The sequence below is a fragment of the Streptomyces sp. 8K308 genome (genome assembly GCF_004348315.1).
In the GTDB taxonomy this organism is placed as follows: domain Bacteria; phylum Actinomycetota; class Actinomycetes; order Streptomycetales; family Streptomycetaceae; genus Streptomyces.
Genome location: NZ_SMKC01000547.1, coordinates 1 through 2,571, shown reverse-complemented (window position 1 = coordinate 2,571; position 2,571 = coordinate 1). Strand labels below are relative to the sequence as shown.

Below are 2,571 nucleotides of genomic sequence, written 5' to 3'. Positions count from 1 at the left end.
GGCGGGCGGCGACCCGGGTCAGCGCGACCGCGCAGACCTTGAGCTCCGGCTGCCTGGAGAGCGGGTCGACGGCGTCGCTGGTGACGGCGTTCACGGTGACCCGCTCGCCGAACAGGTCGCTCCAGTGGAACGGCGCGAAGCAGCATCCGGGACGGACCCGGTCGGTGACCACGGCGGGCAGCACGGCCCTGCCACGGCGGGAGGCGACCTCCACCGAGTCGCCATCGGCGATGCCGAGCGCCCGCGCGTCGTCGGGGTGCACCTCGACGAAGGGCCCGGGGTTGAGCTTGTTGAGCCGCGCCACCCGGCCGGTCTTGGTGAGCGTGTGCCACTGGTGCTGCACCCGGCCGGTGTTGAGCGTGAACGGGTACTGGTCGTCGGGGAGTTCGGCGGGCGGCACATGGGGGCGCGGGTAGAAGCCGGCGCGGCCGCTGGCGGTCGGGAACCGCGGGCCGCCGCCGTCCGGGGGCAGGTAGCGGACGGGGTTGCGGTCCGGCCCGTCCTGCTCGGCGGCCGGCCACTGCACGGGGGTGGCGCTCAGCCGCTCGTAGCTGACCCCGCGCAGATCGTAGCCGGTGGTCGGGTTCCAGGCGCCCTTGAGCTCCTCGAAGATCTCCTCGGCGCTCTCGTAGGGGAACGCGTCCGCGTAGCCCATCTCGCGGGCGACCAGGGTGATGAGCCGCCAGTCAGGCAGCGCCTGGCCCGGCGGGTCGACGGCCTGCCGGGTGAGGGTGAGGTTCCGCTCGCTGTTGATCATGACGCCGTCGCCCTCGACCCACAGCGCGCCGGGCAGCACGACGTCGGCGTAGGCGTTGGTCTCGGTGGCGGCGTACGCGTCCTGGGTGACGACGAACTCGGCGGCCTGCAGCCCCTCGATCACCGCGTCGCGGTTGGCCATCGAGGCGACAGGGTTGGTGCACATGATCCAGCAACCCTTGATCTCGCCCGCCGCCATCCGCCGGAACATCTCGACGGTGCCCTGGGCCGGCCCGTCCGCCCGGATGGTGCCGGGCGCCAGGTCCCAGAGCCGCTCGGTGAAGGCGCGGTCCTCCTCGACCAGCACCGAGCGCTGGCCTGGCAGCCCGGGACCCATGTAGCCCATCTCGCGGCCGCCCATCGCGTTGGGCTGGCCGGTCAGCGAGAACGGGCCGCTGCCCGGGCGGCAGATGGCCCCGGTGGCCAGGTGCAGGTTGATCAGCGCCTGCGTGTTCCAGGTGCCGTGGGTGGACTGGTTGAGCCCCATGGTCCAGCAGCTCATCCACTCGCCCGCCGTGCCGATCAGCTCGGCGGCGCGCCGGATGTCGGCCTCCGGGAGGCCGGTGATCGTGGCGACGGCGTCCGGCGGGTAGTCGGCGAGGAACTCGGGCATCGCCTCCCAGCCCTCGGTGTGCGCCGCGATGAAGTCCTGGTCGGTGTGGCCGCCGGCGACCAGCAGGTGCAGCAGGCCGTTGAGCAACGCCAGGTCGGTGCCTGGGCGGATCGGCAGGTACAGGTCCGCCTTCTCGGCGGTCGCGGTGCGCCTCGGGTCGACGACGATCAGCTTGGCGCCGGCCCGCACTCGCTCCATGAGGCGCAGAAACAGGATGGGGTGACAGTCGGCCATGTTGGAGCCGATGACGAGGAAGACGTCGGCGTGGTCGAAGTCCTGGTAGGAGCCGGGCGGGCCGTCGGCGCCGAGGGACAGCTTGTAGCCGGTGCCGGCGCTGGCCATGCAGAGCCGGGAGTTGGACTCGATCTGGTTGGTGCGCAGGAAGCCCTTGGCCAGCTTGTTGGCGAGGTACTGGGCTTCCAGGCTCAGCTGCCCCGAGACGTAGAGGGCGACGGCGTCGGGGCCGTGCTCGTCGACGATCGCGCGCAGCCGGCGCGCGGTCTCGCGGACGGCCGTCGCCACCTCGACCGGCTCGGGCTCGGCGTCGCGGCGGGCGCGCCTGAGCCCGGTGGCGAGCCGACCGGGGGCGGCCAGCATGTCGGCGGTGGTGGCGCCCTTCGTGCACAGTCGACCGAAGTTCGCCGGGTGGTCGCGGTCCCCGGTGACCCGGCGCACCGTCCGGCGGCCGTCCGGGCCCACGGCGATGTCCAGCACCACTCCGCAGCCGACTCCGCAGTAGGAACAGACGGTGCGCACGCCCCCCGACTCCGCTGCGGACACCTGCGGCCCCTTCCACGTTCCACCTGGCGCGTTCGACCCGGCGCGTTCGACCCGGCGCGTTCGACCCGGCGCGTTCAACCCCTGATGCGTCGACCGTACGAAAGGACCATTACGCGGGCGTCACGTGGCGCGATCAAGCCGCGTTACGCCCCCTGCACACCGGGCGCCACTCCCGTGTGAGCACCGAGTCGGTCAGCGCGGCTTCCGGAAGAAGGCGCGGACCTCGGCGGTCAGGACGTCGGGGGCCTCCATGGCGAGGAAGTGGCCACCCTCGTCCAGCTCGATCCAGGACACCACGTGGTGGTCGCGCTCGGCCCACGGGCGCACGGTGACGTCGTGGGCGGAGAGCAGCACGCCGGTGGGGACCGTGCCGCGCTCGGGGGTCCAGCTGTCGGCACCCTCGCCCCACTCCCCCTCGGCAC

At 72.9% G+C, this 2,571-nt stretch carries 2 protein-coding genes; both read right to left on the bottom strand.

The annotated features are described in order from the left end of the window. Positions 1 to 2,149, bottom strand: a 2,149-nt coding sequence (locus E1265_RS35485) for a nitrate reductase (RefSeq protein ID WP_207931342.1), incomplete at its 3' end; no start/stop codon positions are given. A gap of 192 nt (positions 2,150 to 2,341) precedes the next feature. Beyond that, positions 2,342 to 2,571: alpha/beta hydrolase (locus E1265_RS35480; protein WP_132935062.1), on the bottom strand; the 230-nt coding region annotated here is incomplete at its 5' end.